This is a genomic window from Desulfosporosinus sp. Sb-LF, from assembly GCF_004766055.1.
Taxonomy (GTDB): Bacteria; Bacillota; Desulfitobacteriia; order Desulfitobacteriales; family Desulfitobacteriaceae; genus Desulfosporosinus.
In genome coordinates this window covers 144,807-160,806 of sequence record NZ_SPQR01000009.1, presented here as the reverse complement: position 1 = coordinate 160,806, position 16,000 = coordinate 144,807, and the positions used below count along the sequence as shown (strand labels likewise).

Sequence of the window (16,000 nt, the reverse complement as noted above, 5' to 3'; positions counted from 1 at the left end):
CAACGGCCTGAGGGAGATTCTGAGGTATAGAGGTGAGAGGATGGCAAAGTACACCGAAGACAAAAATCAACTAAAGTGTTCATTTTGCGGCAAGACCCAAGAACAAGTCAAGAAATTAGTTGCAGGTCCAGGCGTTTACATTTGTGATGAGTGTATTGAACTATGCAATGAGATCATCGAAGAAGAGTTGACGGATGACTTGGGCGTTGAAATTGGGGATATTCTTAAACCGAAGGAGATCCGCGCGATTATTGATCAATATGTTATTGGTCAAGAACAAGCGAAAAAGGCCCTTTCCGTGGCAGTATACAACCATTATAAACGGATTAACTTAGGCATGAAAATTGATGATGTTGAATTGCAAAAATCGAACATTATCATGCTGGGACCTACTGGTTCAGGAAAGACTTTGCTGGCCTCGACTCTAGCTAAAGTCCTTAATGTTCCCTTTGCCATTGCGGATGCCACTTCACTCACGGAAGCAGGTTATGTAGGTGAGGATGTAGAAAATATCCTTCTCAAATTAATCCAAGCGGCTGATTATGATGTGGAAAAAGCGGAAAAGGGTATTGTTTATATCGACGAGATCGATAAAATTGCTCGTAAGTCTGAAAATCCGTCTATTACCCGTGATGTATCAGGAGAAGGGGTTCAGCAAGCTTTGCTGAAGATTCTTGAAGGAACCGTTGCTAGTGTGCCCCCGCAAGGTGGACGCAAACATCCTCACCAGGAATTTATTCAGTTGGATACCACCAATATCTTGTTTATTGTCGGCGGAGCGTTTGACGGGATTGAAAAAATCATTCAAAATCGTTCTGGGCAAAAAACCATGGGTTTTGGCGCCAATATCCAGAACAAATCCGATCTGAAAAACGGTGAAGTTCTAAAAGGGATTTTGCCATCAGACCTACAAAAGTTCGGATTGATTCCGGAGTTTGTTGGACGGTTACCCGTGATTGTAACACTTGAGGCTTTAGACGAAGCAGCGTTGGTCCGTATTTTGACGGAACCCAAGAATGCTTTGGTTAAGCAGTATCAAAAGCTAATGGAGCTCGATGGTGTAACTTTAGAGTTCAAAGAGGGAGCACTCGCTTCAATAGCTACTGAAGCAATTCGCCGGAATACTGGGGCACGGGGTCTTAGGGCAATCGTTGAAGAGCTTACGCTTAATGTGATGTATGATTTACCATCGCGTACTGATGTCACCAAGTGTGTTATCACCCAGGACGTGGTGGCCAAGAAGGAAGAGCCAATTCTTGTTGTGGCAGATAAACCCAAAAAAGGCAAGAAGGAAGAATCTGCTTAATTTCATCGGAAGTAAGTTTCCTTAAAAATCAGAGACACCGGAGTAGCCGTAATAGCTGCACCGGTGTTATTTTTTTACTTTCTTATTTCCAAGGTTTTAATTTCCACCTTGTGGTAATACTAACTAAGAGATATCACAGGGAGGAAATAAGTGTATGAATGGACTTAGCGGAATAGTTATGGTTGTTCAGTTGGTTTTTGCCGTTGTCATCGGGCTTTATTTTTGGGGAATGCTCAAATCTCAACAGGGAAATAAAGTCTCGGTTGAAAGAGAGTCACGCAAGGAACTTGAAAAGTTACAAACCATGCGAAAGATCGTCTTGACCACCCCGTTGTCTGAAAGGACTCGTCCTACTCATTTTGATGAAATTATCGGGCAAAAAGAAGGGATTAAAGCATTAAGAGCTGCTTTATGTGGTCCGAATCCCCAGCATGTATTGATTTATGGAAGCCCTGGTGTCGGAAAAACTGCAGCTGCTCGCTTAATCTTGGAAGAAGCCAAGAAAAATCCACTATCACCGTTTAAAGAGAAAGCTCATTTTACCGAAATCGATGGGGCGACGGCTCGCTTTGATGAGCGAGGAATTGCCGATCCCCTAATCGGTTCTGTGCACGATCCAATTTACCAGGGGGCAGGAGCCATGGGGTTAGCGGGAATCCCCCAGCCAAAACAAGGGGCCGTTACCAAAGCGCATGGTGGCATACTATTTATCGATGAAATTGGAGAACTTCATCCGATCCAGATTAATAAGCTTTTGAAAGTATTAGAGGATCGAAAGGTGACTCTGGAAAGCGCCTATTATAGCTCAGAAGATCCTAATATTCCACAACATATTCATGATATTTTTCAAAATGGCCTACCAGCGGATTTTCGCCTTGTGGGAGCGACCACACGCAGCCCAGAGCAAATTCCGCCAGCGATTCGCTCGAGGTGTATGGAGGTTTATTTCCGAGGTTTACTCCCCGATGAAATCTCGCAAATTGCACGAGTTGCTGCAGAAAAAATGGACATGCCTATCACTGTGGCAGCCATTGAGGTCATAAAACAGTATGCTACCAATGGGCGTGAGGCTGTCAATATGGTTCAGTTGGCCGCAGGAGTGGCTTTGACAGACCAGTTGTCTGAGATCGACGTGGAAATTGTGGAATGGGTTATCGCAACCGGACAATATGCCCCTCGTCCAGATAGAAAAGTGCCGACTGAAGCAGGCATTGGAGTCGTGAATGGTCTTGCTGTTTACGGACCCAATATGGGAATGCTTCTGGAGTTAGAAGTGACCGCCCTCCCTGTCAATCCGGGTGCAGGTGTGCTTTTGGTAACTGGAATTGTCGAGGAAGAGGAACAAGGGGGCGAAGGTAAGAAGACTCGACGAAAAAGTATGGCCCGTAGTTCGGTAGAAAATGTTTTGACCGTCTTGAGACGGCAAATGGGGATTGAACCTCGAAATTATGATATTCACGTAAACTTTCCGGGTGGCGGGCCAGTCGATGGTCCATCTGCTGGAATTGCCATAGCGACGGCAACAATTTCGGCAATTCGACAGCAAAAAGTGGACAACTATCTAGCGATGACTGGGGAGCTTTCCATTCACGGGCATGTAAAACCCGTTGGAGGCGTAGCGGCTAAAATCGAAGCGGCAAAACAATCCGGGTGCAAGCGGGTTCTAATCCCTAAGGAAAACTGGCAGGAACGTTTTACTGACTTAAAGGACCAGATTGAGATTATCCCAGTGGAGGGGCTCGCACAAGTTTTAGATAGAGCATTTGCCTCCGAAGTTAGACTTGAGAAAACTGAGATGAGACCTCCACTTGAGGAAGTCTTGAGCCGATTGGATTTTGCTGTCAATAAAGTGGTAACCAACGTCGTAGCTAATTTGCCTGAACAAGGCAAAACATGTTAGAATAGTTCAAGATAAGTGTGGCACACTAGCTCTAGTGTGTCTTTTTTTTACTGGTTCATTACGTCGCTATTTTGACGAACAATGCAATTTTCAATTGGGGGGGGATATTAGTGATCAAAGAACGCGAATTACCCTTACTTCCGCTACGCGGAATTCTAGTTTTTCCGTATATGGTGATTCATTTGGATGTAGGCAGGGAACGTTCCATGGCTGCGATTGAAGAGGCTATGCTTGGGGACCGGATTATTCTTCTGGCTTCACAAAAAGAGACAGAAATTGATTCACCTACCCGAGATGATATGTATGAAATGGGTACAGTCGCAGAAATCAAGCAACTTTTGAAACTCCCAGGAGGCACCATGCGTGTCTTGGTTGAAGGGATTTCCCGTGGACGGGTACTCGAATTTTTAGAGGTAGATAAGCTATTTAGGGTACGTATCGAGGAATTACCTGAGGAAAAGGTAGTTCGTACGCCAGAAATCGAAACATTAATCAGAGGTATGATGCATCAGTTTGAGGAATATGCCAAACTTAGTAAACGAGTACCAGTAGAAACCTTGGGAACCGTTTTAGCGGTGGAGGAACCCGGTCAATTAGCAGATATTGTGGCCTCACACCTTAGCCTTAAGGTGCCTGATAAGCAAACGATTCTTGAAGCCATAACAGTTAACATACGCTTGGAAAGTTTAACAGAACTGATCATGCGCGAGATAGAAATTTTAGAATTAGAACGCCGCATCGGTCAACGAGTACGTAAGCAAATGGATAAAGCGCAAAAGGAATACTATTTACGCGAACAGATGAAGGCGATCCAAAAAGAACTTGGGGACAAAGATGAGCGTCAAGTTGAGGCGGATGAATACCGCGAAAAGGTTGCCAAGGCTAAGTGTCCAAAAGAGGTGGAACAAAAAGCGCTCAAAGAAATTGAACGTCTAGAAAAAATGCCCCCTTCCTCAGCAGAAGGAACCGTTGTGCGCACTTATCTCGATTGGATTCTCGTGCTTCCTTGGACAAAAGTGTCCAAGGATAAAATTGATTTAGCAAAGGCCGAGGCTATCTTGAATGAAGATCATTACGGGCTGGAGAAAATCAAGGAGCGGATTCTGGAGTTTTTGGCGATCCGGAAACTGACGCCTAAAATGAAAAGTCCCATTCTTTGCTTAGTAGGGCCTCCAGGAGTTGGAAAGACCTCATTAGCTAAATCTATTTCTAGGGCCTTAGATCGAAAATTTGTGCGTATGTCTTTGGGCGGGTTACGTGATGAAGCAGAGATTCGGGGACACCGCCGCACGTATATTGGGGCTTTGCCAGGACGAATCATTCAGGGGATTCGGACGGCCGGGACTCGTAATTCTGTGTTCCTCCTAGATGAGATCGATAAGATGACTTCGGATTTTCGTGGGGACCCCGCTTCTGCTCTCTTAGAAGTGCTGGACCCTGAACAAAACAGTACGTTTACAGATCATTACTTGGAACTACCTTTTGACTTATCTCAGACACTTTTTGTTCTAACTGCCAACTCATTGCACACGATACCCCGTCCACTTTTAGATCGGATGGAGGTTATAACTCTCAGTGGGTATACAGAAGATGAAAAGGTCAATATTGCTAAGCGCTACCTCGTACCGAAGCAGATGGAAGCACATGGGCTCAAAAAGGAAGTTCTGACTCTTGACGATGAGATAATGCTTAAATTGGTTCAGGGGTATACAAGAGAGTCGGGTGTGCGGAATCTCGAGCGGCAAGTGGCTAATCTCTGTCGTAAAATAGCTATCCGTTGGGTGAAAAAGGAATGGGAACCGCATACGTTGACAGTCGAAGATTTAGAATCTGCGTTGGGTGCACCACGTTATCACTTCCAAGTGGCAGCGAAGGCTCCTGAAATAGGGGCGGTTACGGGACTCGCGTTCACAGAAGTCGGTGGAGTAGTCCTAACAGTTGAAGTAACTCCATTACCAGGAAAAGGAAGGTTGACTCTAACAGGTCAATTAGGCGATGTCATGAAGGAATCCGCCCAAGCGGCTTGGACCTTTGTCCGGGCGCATGCACTTCAACTGGGAATCGAAGAAGATTTCTATGATAGAACAGACCTTCACATTCACGTCCCAGAAGGTGCCACTCCCAAAGACGGACCCTCAGCTGGAGTCACCATGGCCACAGCCATGGCCTCTGCCATAGCCCAGCGTTCAGTCCGTTCAGACCTCGCTATGACCGGTGAAATAACCTTACGTGGAAACGTTTTACCTATCGGTGGGGTCAAGGAAAAGGTCTTAGCAGCTCATCGAGCAGGAATTAAAGTCGTGTTGCTCCCCGAAGAAAACCGCAAGGATCTTGAAGATGTACCAGAAAACGTTCGCAAAGTCATGGAATTTCACTTTGTAAGCCGAATTGAAGAAGTACTGAACCTTGCCCTCTTACCATTAGCTCATTCGGATGAGGTCCCGGGAACTATTCCAGTTCCAGCACATCCCATCTATACCCAAGGAGGAATTCCGGCAAGCGAACCCAGGCCGGAAGAACGTCCAGTGTCGAAAGGGACGTCCTTCTAGGATGAGATGAACGAAAATGCAATTGACAGATGCCTAATTCCGGGCATCTGTCTATCTGTTTACTTTAAGCAGTATTCTATACAGAAACTTCGAATTGCGGGTCAAGCAATTTTTGCACTAAAATCACTCATCATTTTCTAGAATGAAAAGAAAATCATCTTCCTCGCTAAAAAGCACGCAAAGCGCTTTTACGGCAACGACGTAAACAACCTTAACGTCGTTTCAAATCCCGTTGACCCAAGCCCAGAGAAAGTTTCTTAGCTTAGAGAGCACGGTGAGCGGAATCGCGTCAATGAGCGCAGACGATAAGGCGTTAAGAAACACAACGGTTGACATGCAGAACAACCCAGAGGTTTTGTGTTTTAGCTTTAGCGTCAAGCGAATAGCGATGGAGCGAGTGCGAACGGGCTAAGACACTTTCTCCCATGAAAGGACGGTATAGCCTTGATAATTATTAGGAAAGCTGAATATGTCGCCTCAGCAGTTAAATATGACCAGTATCCTGTCGGAGGGTTGCCAGAGATTGCAATGGCAGGACGGTCTAATGTAGGGAAGTCCTCATTGATTAATAAATTTTTAGGGCGACGTAATCTTGCACGAACTGGAAATACCCCGGGTAAAACACAGACTTTGAATTTTTACGGTGTCAATGATGCTTGGTTTCTTGTTGATTTGCCAGGTTATGGCTATGCTAAGGTCGCCAAGACGGTGAATGCACAATGGGGTCCTATGATGGAGAATTATCTTAAAAAGCGTGAGTCATTGCGTGCGGTGATTCAAATTGTGGATATTCGTCATGCTCCGAGTGTAGAAGACATTGAAATGCAGCAGTGGCTCCGCGAAATGCAGGTTCCGACTATGGTTGTGGCAACGAAGGTAGACAAAATAGCGCGTGGTCAGTGGCATAAGCATTTGAACGTTATTGCCAAGGCGTTAGATATCCCTGACGTGTCATTGATCCTTCCCTTTTCCGCAATGTCAGGGGCGGGTGGAGAAGAATTAAATGAGGCGATCGAAGAGATTCTGGGACTCGGGGGACTCGGGGGACTTGCGTGACATAGCGCTCGGTGCTTACGACGCAGAGCAAACTAACCGTTCAAGCGACTGGCTTTGAGGAGCGGGGTTCCCGCCAAAAGCGCCGTCCTTGGCGCATTGGCGGCAGTGCACGTCCTGTGCACTGCCCCGTGGCTGGGGTCGGTCGCTTGAACGGAAGTTTGCTAGGCTGCTTACGTAAAGACGTCGCGCTGTATCACACTGCGTCCCTGGCTTGGGTCGGGGAGACGGAGGACGGACGGGGGATGGACCATTTGGGTGGACGGCACATTTAATGTGCACCGTCTGTATGCAAGTGGGGTCGGTCGCTTGAACGGAAGTTTGCTGGGCTGCTTACGTAAAGACGTCGCGCTGTGTCACACTGCGTCCCTGGCTTGGGTTGGGGAGACGGAGGACGGACGGGGGATGGACCATTTGGGTGGACGGCACATTTAATGTGCACCGTCTACGTGAAAGTGAGGTCGGTTCGCTTGAACGGAAGTTTGCTGGGCTGCTGACGTAAAGACGTCGCGCTGTGTCACACTGCGTCCCTGGCTTGGGTCGGGGAGACGGAGGACGGACGGGGGATGGACCATTTGGGTGGACGGCATATTTCACGTGCACCGTCTTGTAATCGAGAAAGGGGACAGTTCTTGGCTTGCATCGAACATGCAAGCAAGGACTGTCCCCTTTTCCGTCTCCAAATTACGGCGTTCCTCTTGTTCTGATACATAAAAAAATCTCACTCTCGTATATTTAGAGTGAGTGATGATAATCAGGAACCCTCGGTATCTGGGCAAGAAGAAGGGAGAGGGATGTTTGAAAGATATAGGGTTACTTATTGTGAGTTTAGGTATTATCTTGATCGGAGCAGAAGCATTTACTAATGGAATTGAGTGGCTAGGGCAAAGGCTCAAACTTGGGGCTGGAGCTGTTGGAAGTATCTTGGCGGCAGTTGGAACGGCTTTGCCAGAGACTATGGTTCCGATTATGGCCTTTTTGAGTGGGGGTAACGGCACGGAAGGGTCGGATATCGGGATTGGAGCTATTTTGGGTGCGCCGTTTATGCTGGCGACACTTGCTTTCTTTGTCACAGGGCTTTCTGTACTTTTGTTCCGTCGGAAGAATCGTCCCCTTCTTTTAGATCCTGTGGTCGTAAAACGTGATCTGAAGTTTTTCCTCATTGTTTATTCTATGGCCATTCTAGCCTCTTTTTTGCCCAATCAAACGCTTAAAAATGGAGCGTCGTTAGTATTAGTCGCGGCTTATGGGGTTTATGTGTATCAAACATTGCGTGACTGTAAAGATGGGTGCACACACGAAAAGTTAGCTCCGCTCTATATGGCAAGACGAACGCCTAACCCCTCAATGATAATGATTCTACTACAGATCTCGTTGGCTCTCATGGCGATTGTGTTTGGGGCGAGCGGTTTTGTGGATGCTGTGGAGCCTATCGCGGTGTCTGTCGGAATTCCTGTTTTTGTGCTCGCCTTGATCATTACACCGATTGCTACGGAATTACCGGAAAAGTTTAATAGTGTCCTTTGGATCCGTCGTGGTAAAGACACCTTAGCAATGGGGAATTTGACGGGAGCTATGGTGTTTCAAAGCTCTGTGATTCCGGCGATCGGGATTGTTATTACGCCTTGGAAGTTAGACACTTTGGCACTATGGAGTGCATTTCTTGCCTTGGGAGCCGCAATGATTCCTTATAGTTCTCTCCGACGAAAAGGTGTGATTTTCCCTACCGATCTTCTGATCGGAGGAGTTTTTTACCTTCTGTTTATTCTGACAGTTTTTCGTTTTCCGATCCAGTAAACTCGGCAATGAGCATACCTCCCAAGACCAATCCAGCGCCAAACAGCCCTTTATGGGTTAAGATTTCTCCGGCAAGGAAAAAGGCAGAGATGGCTGAGAAAACGGGTTCCATGGAAAAAATGAGGGCTGTATGGGTCGAGGTTGTGAATTGTTGCATTTTTGTTTGTACAAAGAAAGCAAGCGAGGTCGCAGGAATGGCAGTGACTAGCAAGGCAATCCAGGCTGTCGAGCTAAAATGCAGAGCAGGCTGAGGTACCAGTAGGGAGAAAATCCCGCTCAAAACGCTCACCGTAAGGATTTGGACAGCGGCCAACACTGTAGCATTAGTATGAGGAGCATAACGCCCGACTAAAAAGATATGTAAGGCAAAGCTTAAGGCACAGAGGAGCACCATTATATCCCCTTTGTTGAGTTGAAAACGGTCACCCAGGGAGAGAAATGCTAAGCCTATTAAAGCGCTCGTAATGCCGAGAACTAGGCCCGGACGTGGAAGCTTTCGTGTCGTAATGGTAACTAGGGCTGGGACAAAGACGACGGAGAGACCGGTTATAAAACCAGCGTTAGAGGCAGTCGTATATTGCAATCCGACCGTTTGAAAGGCGTACCCAGAAAAGAGAAAGACCCCCAAGGATACTCCTTGAATTAGGGCTCCTTCAGAGATGTGCATACGTTGGAACCAGAGAAAAGGCAATAAGCTAATAAACGCGAAGGCAAAGCGAATTGCAAGAAATGGAAATGGGGGAAGATCCTCGATTGCCCATTTGACGATGACAAAGGTGGAACCCCAAACTAAGGTTACCAAAAGTAAGGAAAGATCAGCCCATTTGCTTTTGTTCAGATTCAATCCAGACACTCCTCTTTTAGATATTGAGAAAGGCCGTAGCGTAATGATACGCAACGGCCTTTCTGAGTGTTAACAGAGATTGTGGCACAGTGGATTACGTTAGTCTCTAGTATAACGGAACCTATGTCAACTGAAAAGAAAAAGTTGTTACCCTCTTCCGCCATCATGGGGTCCAGGCAAGTTGGGCGGGATTTCCGGAGTTTCTATCGGGGTATAGATGGGTGGCGGGGAACATGGCGGTAGGGGTGGACCGGAACATTCACTACAATATTGTTGTTTCGCTTGACAGAATAGGTGATAGTGGCGTTCTTCATCAGCAGCTATTTCTGTCAGAATACATTGGATTTCTGGAATGGGTATTTTCTGAGCAAGTTCTAGATATTCATGATGGGCTTTGGCCTCGTCTTCAATGTTTACATCAAGAAGTGAGCAAAGTTCGCTCGTATAGTCGATAAACCGTGATCGCCAATCGATCCAGTGGCCGTTCTTGAATGAACCATATCTGGGGTCTACACCAAGATGACGTAAGGCAAGGGCTAATTTTTCTAGATGTTGCATTTCGTCATAAGCAATCGGCCTTAACAAGGCATCAAACTCTGGCCGATCCAGGAGTACAGCTTGATAAAGGTAGGTTGTGATGGCTGTTAATTCCGAATCCGCACCTGCATACGCCTCAAATAGCCACATGGCATATGTATAGTTTGGTTCGGGAATCTGATCAGGAGTAGGTTCGTGTGTTTCAAGGACAGGTAGCAATAGTACTTGACCAGCATAAATGCGATCAGGGTGCTTCAAATGATTGAGGTGAATGATTTCTGCCATTGTGAAGTTGTAGGCTTTAGCGATTTTATAAATCGTGTCGCCTGGTTGCACAACATAACGTGCATAATCCATAGGGACTCCTCCTTTTCGTGCGGCATAGTACACTATATTCCCGAAGAAGGAGACGTGGTAATGGGTAATAATGGGATAAGAACGGAATTTATTGGACGAGTTCTGCGTATGATGGAGTAAAGTTTAAACGCTAGATTTTTGGCATTCGATGAATCGATATTTGGAAAGAGGAGGTCTTAAGAGTGGGTTCATACGTTTTGAGAGGAATTACAACAGCCTTACTTATCACAGTCTTAACTCTTTTTGCTGGAATTGTATGGGGTGCCATGGGTCTTGGGGGACTGAGCGTCTCTCTACTTTTAGATATCGGGCTTTTTGCAAGTTGCTCGGTAGGTGGGTATCGCACGGCAAAAGAAAGTGGGATATGGTTCATGGGGGGGGCTGCTGGAGCAGGTTATGTTATAGTGGGGACGCTTTTGCTAGCATTATTTCTCCCAATCCGAGGGTGGGGTTTTATTCAAATACTTGCTGAAGGTGCAATGATCGGTTTGGTCGCTGGTGCGGTTGGGGCAGGTGGAGGGAAAGGGGCTGTCGCGGGCGCCTGGCAAGGAAGAAAAAGTTCATATTCTACACCTTCTTATGCTGGCTATGGCTCTGATGATCTTGCCAGCAGTGAGTTTGATTGGGATACAGAGGAAGATCTCCAAAAGAAAAGAAATACACCCAGTTCTCAATGGATTAAAAACTCGGAGAGCGAGTTTCAGGAGATTAGTGAAGCGAAGATAACATCCGCAAAGGAACCAGATGTCGAGTGGTCTTGGGATAGGGAAGATGAAAACGTGAAATCTGAAGGATCGGGTTATAACGAAAGCAGGTATGACGAATTTAGGAATAGCCAAACTAATTACCCTGAACAGTGCGGAATGAGGGAAACTGGTTTGGTTAGGAGTGACGTCGTAGTTAATAAGAGACCTTGGTGGGAGGAATAGGGGAACTTCACGTTACAACACCTCACCTCATGATGTCGTGGGCCCAAGCACATATTTAACGGAATAGTTAGAAAATTTTGATTTGCAAGAAGGATTCCGGTCATGCGGAATAGAATAGTAAAAGGGGAAGACGGAGACATCAAAAAGTAAGAGGAGGAAAGATCAATTTGTCTAGAGTAGTTATTGTCAGTGCTGCTAGGACTCCTTTTGGTACGATGGGCGGAGGTCTTAAGGATATTCCCGCTGTTGATCTTGGGGCACATGTGATTCGGGAAGCGCTTAAACGTGCAGATCTTCCCGGAGGCATCGTCGATAATGTTCTCATGGGGATGGTTATCCAGGCTGGAGCAGGACAGGTCCCCTCGCGTCAAGCGAGTATCAAAGCCGGACTCCCAGTGGAAGTCACCTCCGAGACGATTAATAAAGTATGTGCTTCTGGGATGCGTGCTGTGACCTTGGGAGAAACCATTATCCGTGCTGGAGATGCGGACGTTATTATTGCGGGCGGAATGGAGAGTATGTCCAATGCGCCGTTTGCCCTAAAGAAGGCTCGATTTGGTTATCGGATGGGAAATGACAGCATTATCGATTTAATGGTCAATGACGGTTTGTGGTGTGCTTTCCATAATGTTCATATGGCCGTTCATGGTTCTACCGTGGCTAAAGAATATGGTGTTTCACGTGAAGAGCAGGATGCCTTTGCACTTAGATCCCAACAATTAGCCTCTAAGGCCATTGAGGAGGGTAAGTTCGTTGAAGAGATCGCTCCAGTGGAAATCCCGCAAAGAAAAGGGGAATCTCTCTGGTTTGCTGTGGATGAAGGCCCTCGTCGGGATTCTACTTTGGCAAAGCTAGCTGCGTTACCTCCGATTTTTGTAAAAGACGGAACAGTCACAGCTGGAAACGCACCTGGTGTCAATGATGGGGCTGGTGCTATGGTTCTCATGAGTGAGGAAAAAGCCCGTGAAATGGGTAAAAAGCCATTGGCCACGATACTTGGGCACGCTAGTGTTGGGCAAGAAGCGGCATATATTGCTGCCACTCCTGGACTGGCAATTAATAAACTCCTAAAGCAAAAAGGGATGACGATCGGAGATATCGACTTAATTGAAGCAAATGAAGCGTTTGCGGCAGTGGCCTTAACAAGTCAAAAAATTGCTAATTGGGATCCCGATAAAGTCAATGTCAATGGAGGGGCCATCGCATTAGGCCATCCCATAGGGGCCAGTGGGGCAAGAGTCATTATGACCTTGATTTACGAATTGCGTCGCCGTGGCGGCGGAATTGGGATCGCAGCGATCTGTAGTGGCGCAGCCCAAGGAGATGCGATCATGCTTGAGGTGTACGGGGTTTAAGAAAAGAGGATCGGAAACTAGGAATTGTAAAGAAAAGCGTAGGAAATAAAGTTTAGGTAATAAAGAATGAAGTAGAGAATAGAAGGGGTGGAGAAAGATGGATTTTCAACTTAACGAGGACCAATTGATGATGCAAAAGATGGTGCGCGATTTTGTCCAGGAGGAAGTTGTTCCGCAAGCAGTGATCACAGATGAAACCCACGAGTTTCCTTTGAAAACTATCCGTAAAATGGGTGAACTCGGACTCATGGGAATTCCCCTACCAGAGGAATACGGTGGCGCTGGCGCGGATTTCTTATCTTATATTTTGGCTATCGAAGAAATTGCCAAAGGATGCGCCTCTACCGCTGTGATTTTAGCGGTCCATACGTCGGTAGGGAGTTTCCCAATTCTCTATTTCGGGACAGATGAACAAAAGAAGAAGTACTTACCGAAGCTTGCCAGTGGGCAATTCATTGGGGCATTTGCTTTGACAGAGGCTAACGCTGGTTCGGACGCATCCAGCTTGCAGACAACCGCGGTTCGTCAAGGGGATCACTACATCTTGAATGGGACAAAACGTTTTATCACAAATGCAGGTTATGCTGAAGTATATTTAGTCATGGCATCCACAGATCGTTCTAAAGGGTCCCATGGGGTTACTTCTTTCCTAGTAGATAAGGACACACCAGGATTCAAAATCGGGAAAAAGGAAGAGAAAATGGGCTTAAATGGCTCGGCAACGTGTGAATTAATTTTTGAAGATGCCATGGTCCCTGCAGAAAACATTTTGGGTGGAGAAGGGCAAGGATTCAAGGTTGCGATGTCTCTGCTTGATGGCGGTCGGATCGGGATCGGTGCCCAGGCCTTGGGAATCGCTGAAGCAGCATTCGAGGCAGCACTCGCCTATTCTCAAGAACGGGTACAGTTTAAACAACCCATCGGCAACTTCCAAGGGATTCAATTCATGCTTGCGGATATGGCAACTCAGATCGAAGCAGCAAAACTGCTCGTTTATCAGGCAGCCTCCAAGAGGATGGCCGGACTCCCTTATGCTAAGGAAGCTTCGATGGCTAAAATGTTTGCCAGCGATACAGCTGTTAAGGTTACAGCGGATGCGGTGCAAATTTTTGGTGGGTATGGTTACTGTAAGGAGTATAAGGTTGAACGTTATATGCGAGATGCTAAGATCACGCAAATTTACGAGGGTACAAATCAGATTCAGAGGGTTGTTGTAGCAAAGCATTTGAGGGCATAGGTCGTTAATGAAAGCAGGAAATTTGGGGAACCTTAGAGAATAAACTTAGTTTAAAGTTAAGGACGTTGTACGTAGTACAAGAGAATTAGAGGAGGGATTAGCTTGGATTTCCTTGAAGTAGTTCAGACCCGGCGAAGTTTACGAACCTATCAGGATAAGCCAGTTGAACGGGAGAAATTAGAGTATATCTTGGAATCGGCTCGGTTGGCGCCATCCTGGAAGAACATGCAGTGTTGGCGTTTCATAGTTGTTGAAGATGCAACTGGACGGCAAGCATTGGCAGATTGTATGGAGGAGAGCAATCCTGGGCGGAAGGCCTTAACAGGAGCCCCGATCGTCGTTGTGCTCTGTGCTGTACCTAAGGAATCTGAAGTATGGGAAGGCAAGGACTTTATGATGCTTGATGCAGGACTCGCAATGGAGCATTTGTTGTTGGCTGCCACCCAACAAGGGTTAGGGACTTGCTGGCAGGGCCTGTTTACAGAAGAGAAAGCAAGGAAAGCGCTAAATGTTCCTGAGGATGTACGTGTAGTAGCCATGACGCCCTTAGGATATGCTGCAGAGGAACGACGCCCGCGTCCAAGAAAAGCAATGACAGAGATAGTTTTCCATGGAAAATGGGGTCAAGCATAGGGGAGTAGAAAGTGAAAAGAGCTGTCTTTATGAATGTCATTTGACATTATTTTAAGACAGCTCTTTTTTATTATGAAGAAAATTTAACTCAAAGTACAAGTCCCCTAATGCCAGAGCTTTAATAATATGGTGGCAATGACAATCATTGAGGCGCCGCCAATCCGGGTGGAGATCTGGGCAAAAGGCATCAATTCCATCCGATTTGAAGCAGACAAGATGGCGACATCTCCTGTTCCACCTAGACCACTGTGGCACCCTGTGACCAGAGCGGATTCGACGGGATACATATTCATGAAGCGACCGATAAAATAACCGGAAGAGATCATGGCTAAAACAACTGAGGCAACAACTACAAGGTATCCAAGAGTCACTGTGGCAACGACATCTTTCAAAGGGGTGTACAGCACGCCCAAACCGACCATCAGAGGCCAGGTGAGGCTTGAAGATACAAATTTGTATAGATGAAAGGAACCCTGTTCCATTCTAGCAGGCATGATATTTAGATACTTTATGATAGCAGCGGTGAAAATCATGATAATAGCGCCCGGAATTCCGATGAATGGGCTCGCTAAGTTACCGAAGACGAAAAAGGTACAAGCAATGAGGAGTCCCGCTCCCATAAGGGGAAAGTCAATTGGTTTATCAATGCCTTTGGCATCTAACAAGCCTAAGTCATCGCCCGTTTTGACCAAGACACCGTTGCCGGTAAGTTCAGGTTTCTTCTCTCCTAAACGCTTTAGTAATCCAGCGCAAATAATTGCGACAATATTACCAATAACCGCCGCCGGAATAAGTTGGCCGACAAGAGCTTCTTGGGGTATTTTTAAAATACCTGAATAACCAATAGAGAGTGGAAGTATACCTTCCCCAATTCCCCCGCCCATAATAGGAATAATGATATAGAAAAATGTGTGGTGGATGGTGTAGCCAAACAGAGTGCCGACCAACAATCCGGCTGAAATAGCGGCAGCTGTTCCAACAATGAGAGGTACGAACATGCGCAGAAAACCTTGAACGAGAACTTTCCGATTCATGCCAAGGATACTGCCGACGACTAAGACGGAAATATACAGATAGAGAAAATTGGATGTTTTCATGACGGCTGTTATTGACTTTAATGCTGAAGGATTAATTAAATTGTAAAAGACCATAATCGATGGAACCATAATCGACATAATGGCAGGGCCACCAATTTCTTTTAAAATGGGAACTTTAAGTCCGATATCCCCGAGAAGGACACCCATAACAATGATGACAGCAAAACCACCGATCATATCTGCAGGGAGTTTACCATACATTGATGCCATAAATATGACCGCCGCTAAGACCAGATAGAGAGGCAAGGGAACAACCCCGACTTTATAGCTAGTAATTTTAGAGAAAAAACTGGAAGGTGGGATTTCCTTGATCTCAGAGAATTTGGGACTGGGATTTGGGACTTCCTTTTTCATAGCCAAACTCATAGAAGCACCTCCTGAATTAATTTGCTTCTTTATATTAAAT

14 protein-coding genes are annotated in these 16,000 nt (G+C 46.2%); 11 read left to right on the top strand and 3 right to left on the bottom strand.

Going from position 1 to position 16,000, the window contains the following annotated elements; all coding sequences use genetic code 11:
* Positions 1–40: 40 nt before the first annotated feature.
* The 7 genes from clpX (at position 41) to E4K68_RS14765 (ending at position 8,605) form a co-directional block, all read left to right on the top strand.
* A complete protein-coding gene (gene clpX, locus E4K68_RS14795) occupies positions 41–1,306 on the top strand; it encodes an ATP-dependent Clp protease ATP-binding subunit ClpX (RefSeq protein WP_135379706.1) in 1,266 nt (421 codons plus the stop codon).
* Between the two features lie 154 nt (positions 1,307–1,460).
* The gene (gene lonB / locus E4K68_RS14790; RefSeq protein ID WP_135379705.1) at positions 1,461–3,206 is read left to right on the top strand and encodes an ATP-dependent protease LonB; all 1,746 of its coding nucleotides are present in this window, start codon (positions 1,461–1,463) and stop codon (positions 3,204–3,206) included.
* Positions 3,207–3,316: 110 nt separating this feature from the next.
* On the top strand, positions 3,317–5,755 hold the full coding sequence (gene lon, locus E4K68_RS14785; RefSeq protein WP_135379704.1) for an endopeptidase La: 2,439 nt from the start codon (positions 3,317–3,319) through the stop codon (positions 5,753–5,755).
* Between the two features lie 444 nt (positions 5,756–6,199).
* On the top strand, positions 6,200–6,811 hold the full coding sequence (gene yihA / locus E4K68_RS14775; RefSeq protein ID WP_135379702.1) for a ribosome biogenesis GTP-binding protein YihA/YsxC: 612 nt from the start codon (positions 6,200–6,202) through the stop codon (positions 6,809–6,811).
* 11 nt (positions 6,812–6,822) lie between these two features.
* Positions 6,823–7,083, top strand: a complete 261-nt coding sequence (locus E4K68_RS14770) for a hypothetical protein (RefSeq protein ID WP_135379701.1) — start codon at positions 6,823–6,825, stop codon at positions 7,081–7,083.
* Entirely contained in the window at positions 7,067–7,243 is a 177-nt protein-coding gene (locus E4K68_RS20430; RefSeq protein ID WP_158291432.1) for a hypothetical protein, read from the top strand. The genes E4K68_RS14770 and E4K68_RS20430 overlap by 17 nt, the downstream gene beginning before the upstream one ends.
* 363 nt (positions 7,244–7,606) lie before the next feature.
* The gene (locus tag E4K68_RS14765) at positions 7,607–8,605 is read left to right on the top strand and encodes a sodium:calcium antiporter (protein WP_135379700.1); all 999 of its coding nucleotides are present in this window, start codon (positions 7,607–7,609) and stop codon (positions 8,603–8,605) included.
* Here the strand turns inward: E4K68_RS14765 and E4K68_RS14760 are convergent.
* Positions 8,571–9,449: a DMT family transporter gene (locus E4K68_RS14760; RefSeq protein WP_135379699.1), complete on the bottom strand. Its 879-nt coding sequence runs from the start codon at positions 9,447–9,449 to the stop codon at positions 8,571–8,573. The genes E4K68_RS14765 and E4K68_RS14760 overlap by 35 nt on opposite strands.
* Before the next feature lie 147 nt (positions 9,450–9,596).
* Positions 9,597–10,343 carry a LysM peptidoglycan-binding domain-containing protein gene (locus E4K68_RS14755; RefSeq protein WP_135379698.1) on the bottom strand — a complete coding sequence of 249 codons (747 nt, stop codon included), beginning with the start codon at positions 10,341–10,343 and terminating at the stop codon, positions 9,597–9,599.
* A gap of 182 nt (positions 10,344–10,525) precedes the next feature.
* Here E4K68_RS14755 and E4K68_RS14750 point away from each other — a divergent pair, with 182 nt between their 5' ends.
* The 4 genes from E4K68_RS14750 to E4K68_RS14735 all read left to right on the top strand — a co-directional run bounded on the left by E4K68_RS14750 (position 10,526) and on the right by E4K68_RS14735 (position 14,497).
* On the top strand, positions 10,526–11,272 hold the full coding sequence (locus E4K68_RS14750) for a TIGR04086 family membrane protein (protein ID WP_135379697.1): 747 nt from the start codon (positions 10,526–10,528) through the stop codon (positions 11,270–11,272).
* A gap of 167 nt (positions 11,273–11,439) precedes the next feature.
* The gene (locus E4K68_RS14745; RefSeq protein WP_135379696.1) at positions 11,440–12,627 is read left to right on the top strand and encodes an acetyl-CoA C-acetyltransferase; all 1,188 of its coding nucleotides are present in this window, start codon (positions 11,440–11,442) and stop codon (positions 12,625–12,627) included.
* Between the two features lie 97 nt (positions 12,628–12,724).
* Positions 12,725–13,864 (top strand): acyl-CoA dehydrogenase, encoded by a 1,140-nt coding sequence (locus tag E4K68_RS14740; RefSeq protein WP_135379695.1) that lies wholly within the window; start codon positions 12,725–12,727, stop codon positions 13,862–13,864.
* Between the two features lie 102 nt (positions 13,865–13,966).
* Entirely contained in the window at positions 13,967–14,497 is a 531-nt protein-coding gene (locus E4K68_RS14735) for a nitroreductase family protein (RefSeq protein ID WP_135379694.1), read from the top strand.
* Positions 14,498–14,601: 104 nt separating this feature from the next.
* On the opposite strand, the gene E4K68_RS14730 is transcribed toward E4K68_RS14735, so the two are convergent.
* Positions 14,602–15,948 (bottom strand): 2-hydroxycarboxylate transporter family protein, encoded by a 1,347-nt coding sequence (locus E4K68_RS14730; RefSeq protein WP_135379769.1) that lies wholly within the window; start codon positions 15,946–15,948, stop codon positions 14,602–14,604.
* Positions 15,949–16,000 lie beyond the last annotated feature (52 nt).

What these genes read in the sequence shown, in the direction of transcription:
- clpX (WP_135379706.1), top strand. Translation starts at nt 41, where the DNA reads ATGGCAAAGTACACCGAAGACAAAAATCAACTAAAGTGTTCATTTTGC.
- lonB (WP_135379705.1), top strand. Translation starts at nt 1,461, where the DNA reads ATGAATGGACTTAGCGGAATAGTTATGGTTGTTCAGTTGGTTTTTGCC.
- E4K68_RS14755 (WP_135379698.1), bottom strand. Translation starts at nt 10,343, where the DNA reads ATGGATTATGCACGTTATGTTGTGCAACCAGGCGACACGATTTATAAA.
- E4K68_RS14740 (WP_135379695.1), top strand. Translation starts at nt 12,725, where the DNA reads ATGGATTTTCAACTTAACGAGGACCAATTGATGATGCAAAAGATGGTG.
- E4K68_RS14730 (WP_135379769.1), bottom strand. Translation starts at nt 15,948, where the DNA reads ATGAAAAAGGAAGTCCCAAATCCCAGTCCCAAATTCTCTGAGATCAAG.